6 protein-coding genes and 1 pseudogene are annotated in these 5,083 nt (G+C 71.6%); 1 reads left to right on the plus strand and 6 read right to left on the minus strand.

What is annotated here, in order from left to right:
* Nucleotides 1-109 (plus strand): annotated as a pseudogene (locus tag AOK18_RS34925) (type II toxin-antitoxin system PemK/MazF family toxin); the annotation flags it as partial.
* 115 nt (nucleotides 110-224) lie between these two features.
* Here AOK18_RS34925 and AOK18_RS28635 read toward each other — a convergent pair.
* From AOK18_RS28635 to AOK18_RS28655, 6 genes are all read right to left on the minus strand, one after another.
* Nucleotides 225-1,175 (minus strand): PLP-dependent cysteine synthase family protein, encoded by a 951-nt coding sequence (locus tag AOK18_RS28635; protein ID WP_055574287.1) that lies wholly within the window; start codon nucleotides 1,173-1,175, stop codon nucleotides 225-227.
* 6 nt (nucleotides 1,176-1,181) lie between these two features.
* The gene (locus tag AOK18_RS28640) at nucleotides 1,182-1,469 is read right to left on the minus strand and encodes a MoaD/ThiS family protein (protein WP_055574288.1); all 288 of its coding nucleotides are present in this window, start codon (nucleotides 1,467-1,469) and stop codon (nucleotides 1,182-1,184) included.
* A 123-nt stretch (nucleotides 1,470-1,592) separates the two neighbouring features.
* Nucleotides 1,593-1,688, minus strand: coding sequence for a putative leader peptide (locus AOK18_RS35260; RefSeq protein WP_324618299.1), 96 nt, complete (start codon nucleotides 1,686-1,688; stop codon nucleotides 1,593-1,595).
* A 155-nt stretch (nucleotides 1,689-1,843) separates the two neighbouring features.
* Nucleotides 1,844-2,266, minus strand: a complete 423-nt coding sequence (locus tag AOK18_RS28645) for a M67 family metallopeptidase (protein WP_055574289.1) — start codon at nucleotides 2,264-2,266, stop codon at nucleotides 1,844-1,846.
* A gap of 102 nt (nucleotides 2,267-2,368) precedes the next feature.
* A complete protein-coding gene (locus AOK18_RS28650) occupies nucleotides 2,369-3,802 on the minus strand; it encodes an amino acid permease (protein WP_055696205.1) in 1,434 nt (477 codons plus the stop codon).
* 639 nt (nucleotides 3,803-4,441) lie between these two features.
* The gene (locus tag AOK18_RS28655; RefSeq protein WP_055696206.1) at nucleotides 4,442-5,044 is read right to left on the minus strand and encodes a DUF2017 domain-containing protein; all 603 of its coding nucleotides are present in this window, start codon (nucleotides 5,042-5,044) and stop codon (nucleotides 4,442-4,444) included.
* Between the last annotated feature and the right edge of the window lie 39 nt (nucleotides 5,045-5,083).

A 5,083-nucleotide genomic window follows, 5' to 3' on the forward strand; every position in this document is an offset into this window, starting at 1 on the left:
TTACCTGGAGACGGACGAGCTGCGCGAGGTCCCGCTGCGGGAGTTCCGGCGCAGGGTGGGGGCCGTCGACCCGGCGGTGTGGAAGCGGGTCCGGCGGCTGGCCCGGTGACGGTGGGCGGTGGAACGGCGAAGGGGCCGGAGTGGATCTCCGGCCCCTTCGTGCGGCCCCGGTGTCCGTGCCGCTCGGGGTGCGTCCCGTCCCCGTGTCCGTACCGCTCGGGGGGTCAGGCCCAGAGCTGGCCCTGGAGCGTGTCGATGGCTTCCTCCGTCGTGGCGGCGGTGTAGACGCCGGTCGACAGGTACTTCCAGCCGCCGTCGGCGACGACGAAGACGACGTCGGCGCTCTCCCCCGCCTTGAGCGCCTTCTTCGCGACGCCGAGGGCGGCGTGCAGGGCGGCCCCGGTGGAGACGCCGGCGAAGATGCCCTCCTGCTGGAGGAGTTCGCGGGTCCGGGTGACGGCGTCGGCGGAGCCGACCGAGAACCGGGTGGTGAGGACGGAGGCGTCGTACAGCTCGGGGACGAAGCCCTCGTCGAGGTTGCGCAGCCCGTAGACGAGGTCGTCGTAGCGGGGTTCGGCGGCGACGATCTTCACGTCGGGCTTGTGCTCGCGCAGGTAGCGGCCGACGCCCATGAGGGTGCCGGTGGTGCCCAGGCCCGCCACGAAGTGCGTGATCGAGGGCAGGTCGGCGAGGATCTCCGGGCCGGTGGTCGCGTAGTGGGCGCCCGCGTTGTCCGGGTTGCCGTACTGGTAGAGCATCACCCAGTCCGGGTGCTCGGCGCCGATCTCCTTGGCGACCCGCACGGCCGTGTTGGAGCCGCCGGCGGCCGGGGAGGAGATGATCTCCGCGCCCCACATGGAGAGCAGGTCGCGGCGTTCCTGCGAGGTGTTCTCGGGCATCACGCACACCATGCGGTAGCCCTTGAGCTTGGCGGCCATGGCCAGGGAGATGCCGGTGTTGCCGGACGTCGGCTCCAGGATGGTGCAGCCCGGGGTCAGCCGGCCGTCCTTCTCCGCCTGTTCGATCATGAACAGGGCCGGGCGGTCCTTGATCGAGCCGGTCGGGTTGCGGTCCTCGAGCTTCGCCCAGACGCGGACGTCGGCGGAGGGCGAGAGCCGCGGCAGGCGCACCAGCGGGGTGTTGCCCACCGCGGCCAGGGGGGAGTCGTAGCGCATCGCCGATCAGGCCATGCCGCCGGCCACGGCCGGCAGGATCGTGACGCTGTCGCCGTCGGCGAGCTTGGTGTCGATGCCGTCGAGGAAGCGGACGTCCTCGTCGTTGAGGTAGACGTTGACGAAGCGGCGCAGCTGGTCGCCCTTGGTGTCGTCGACGAGGCGGGCCCGGATGCCCGCGTGCCGGGTCTCGAGGTCGGCGAAGAGCTCGGTGAGGGTGTTCCCGGTGCCCTCCACCGCCTTCTGACCGTCGGTGTACTGGCGGAGGATGGTGGGGATCCGGACCTCGATGGCCATGGCGTGGGACTCCTGTCGGTGTGGTCGTCTGGTCGGTGGGCGCGCGGCGGCGCGGCCGGTGCGTGGGGTGTGTGCGCGGTGGGGCCGCCGGGGCTCACGGGCCGTACGGCGGGAGGCTCGGTGTCAACAGATGGCGCTGGCGAGCCGGCACAGGTCGACGTGCAGCCGCGCCACGAGCAGCTTGCCCGGCGTCCTGTCGCTCACGTCATGGAGAACCATGGGGTCATCGTATCGATTCCCCACGGGTGGAACCGAGTCTCGTCTCACACCTCGGAAGACGGACGACCGGCATGTGGGAAGGGGCGGGCCCGGGGCCCGGTCCGGTGCCGCTCGGGCGGGTGCCGGAGGGGTGCCGGGAGGGTGGCGGAGACGGCTCAGTACGCCTCGACGACCTCGACCTCCTCCTCGGTGACCTCGCCGTCCACGATCCGGAACGAGCGGAACTGGAAGTCGCCGAGGCCGTCGGTGTCGGCGGTGGAGACCAGGACGTAGTGGGCGCCGGGCTCGCTCGCGAGGGTGATGTCGGTGCGGGAGGGACGGGCCTCGGTCGCGGTGTGGGAGTGGTAGACGATCACCGGCTCCTCGTCGTTGTCGTCCATCTCGCGGTACAGCTTGAGCAGGTCCTTCGAGTCGAACTCGTAGAACGTGGGCGAGCGGGCCGCGTTCAGCATGGGGATGAAGCGCTCGGGGCGGCCGGAGCCCGCCGGGCCCGCCACCACGCCGCACGCCTCGTCGGGGTGGTCCTCGCGCGCGTGGGCGACGATCCGGTCGTACAGCTCCTGGGTGATGGTCAGCATGGGGCTCAGGATAAGCATGCGGGCCGCCCCGTACCGAGGCGTGGTACGGGGCGGTCCGCATGCCGGACCCGGGGCCGGTGCGCCCCGGGTCCGCCCGGTGGGTCACGCCCGGTCGTCGGCCTTTTGGAGGGCCGGTTCACGGCGTCGGGCGACCTGCGGGTTGCGGTCCTTGAGGACCATCCAGCCGATCCCCAGGACGGCGGCCCAGCCGGCCATCACGTAGAGGCAGATCCTCGCGTCCGCGTCGATCGCGATGAGGGCGGTGACGAAGAGCAGGAACACGATGGCGATGTAGGAGCACAGCGAGCCGCCCGGGGCGGGGAAGGAGGAGGCGGGGAGCCTTCCCGCGACGACCTGCCGGCGGTAGAGGACGTGGCTGACGAGGATCATCAGCCACGTCCAGATGCCGGCCGCGGTGGCGATGGAGGTGACGTAGCCGAAGGCCTTCTCCGGGACGACGTAGTTCAGGACGACGCCGATGCCCATGAAGACCACGGAGGTGGCGATGCCGAGCGCCGGGGTCTTGGTGGAGGACAGCCGCCGGTAGACGCCCGGGGCCTCGCCGTTGTCCGCGAGGGTGCGCAGCATGCGGCCCGTGGAGTACATCCCGGAGTTGCAGGAGGACAGGGCGGCGGTCAGGACGACGAAGTTGACGATGCCGGCGCCGGCCGGGATGCCGATGACGGCGAACGCCTTCACGAAGGGGCTGGCGCCGCCGGCGAACTCGGTCCACTCGACGACGCACAGGATGACGGTCAGGGCGCCGACGTAGAACAGGGCGATGCGCCAGGGCAGGGTGTTGATCGCCTTGGGGAGGGTCTTCTCCGGGTTCTCGGACTCACCGGCCGTGACGCCGACGAGTTCGACGGCGAGGTAGGCGAACATGACGCCCTGGAGGGTCATCAGGGAGGAGCCGATGCCCTTGGGGAAGAAGCCGTCGACGGCCCAGAGGTTGGAGACGGTGGCGGTGTCGCCGGCGGCGCTGAAGCCGAAGGTGAGGACGCCCAGGCCGATCACGATCATGCCGATGATGGCGGTGACCTTGACCATCGAGAACCAGAACTCGATCTCGCCGAACAGCTTGACCGAGATCAGGTTCGCCCCGAAGAGGAGGACCAGGAAGACCAGGGCGGTGACCCACTGCGGGATCTGCGGGAACCAGTAGTTGATGTAGATCGCGGCGGCCGTGAGTTCGGCCATGCCGGTGACGATCCACATCAGCCAGTACGTCCAGCCGGTGAAGTAGCCGAAGAACGGGCCGAGGAACTCCCGCGAGTACTCGGCGAAGGAGCCCGACACCGGGCGGTAGAGCAGGAGCTCGCCGAGCGCCCGCATGATGAAGAAGATGATCACGCCGGCGAGGGCGTACATCACGATCAGGCTGGGGCCCGCCTTGGCGATGTTCGCCCCGGCCCCCAGGAAGAGGCCGACGCCGATGGCGCCGCCGATCGCGATCATCTGGACCTGACGGCTGTTGAGGCCGCGCTCGTACCCTTCTCCGGGTACGGACTCCGTGTCGACCTGCGGTGAGGCCATGTGTGCCGCGCCTTTCTCCATGCCGATCCGGGCCGCTGGCCGGCCCCGGATCGGGTCTCGATCCCCCCGGACTGATGGAGCTGAGCGTGTCCGCTCGTGCCTGGCCGGCGGTCGCCGGCTCGGTGGCGCACCCGGCGGGTACAAGGGTGGTGTCCGCCGGGCGGTCGTGCAGATCTATCACGGCCGCCGGAGTGACCGACCGGCCCGGAAGTGACGCACGTCACGGGGAGAAGGGGCCAAAGGGTGACCGAGAAGCCCATAGGCGGCGGGCGCGGCCACAGGATCGTCACGCGGATTTGAGTGTCCTCTGAGCGAACACCTCACCGGAATTGTCCGGACATTCCCACCGGATGTCCGGATGTACGGCATGGAGGAGGCGGCCGCGCCGCCGTCCGGGCGGGACCCTCCGGGCCGCCGGGCGGGAGCCCGGCGGGGACACGCGGAAGGCCGGCGCGGGCCGCCGGGCGGGAGGCCGGCGCGAAGGCGCGGGAGGCCGGCGCGGAGGCGCGGGCCCCCGGGCGAGGGCCCGGTGAGGGGCGTCGCACAGGGGTCCGGCGCGGGCGGGCGAGAGCCCGGCGCGGGCCGCCGCACGCGGGGCCGGCGCGGACGTGCGAGAGCCCGGCGGGGGCCGGGCGGGGCTTACGGCGTCAAGGTCGAGACGAGGGTCTCCTGGAGGCCGCCGAGCCACAGGTACGCCATCACCATGGGCTTGCGCGGGTCCTCGTCCGGGAGGCGGAAGAGGAGGTCGGTGTCGTCCTCGTCGCCGATCTCCAGCCGGGACCCGATCGCCAGGCGCAGGTCGTTGAGCGCGCCGAGCCACTTCCGGGACTCCTCGGCGGAGAGTTCGAGGACCGCCCCTCCCCCGCCGTCCCCGGTGAGTCCGTCCAGGGAGCGGATCACCGCGAGGGCGTTCTCGCGCTTGCCGGCCCGCAGGTCGTTCTCGGTGAAGCGGCGGAACTCCGCGGAGTGCGCGCGCCGCTCCTCGTCGTCCTCGGCCGAGGCGGGCTCCCCCGGGCCGCCGTAGGCGTCCGGGAAGAGCCGGCGCAGCACGGGGTCGGCGGGCGGTTCGCTCGGGCCCTCGGCGAAAAGTTCGGCGAGCGGGTCGCCGGAGGCCTCCGCGGCCGGGCCGGGGCCGATCAGCTCCATGAGCTGGACGGCGAGGGACCGGATGATGGAGATCTCGACGTCGTCGAGGGCGACGGTCGCGCCGCCGCCGGGGAGCGGTTCGAAGTGTCCTGACATGGAGGCGATTCGCTACTTCCGGTCCTGCGGGCGGGGGCG

The sequence above is a fragment of the Streptomyces prasinopilosus genome, assembly GCF_001419695.1.
Classification (GTDB): Bacteria; Actinomycetota; Actinomycetes; order Streptomycetales; family Streptomycetaceae; genus Streptomyces; species Streptomyces prasinopilosus.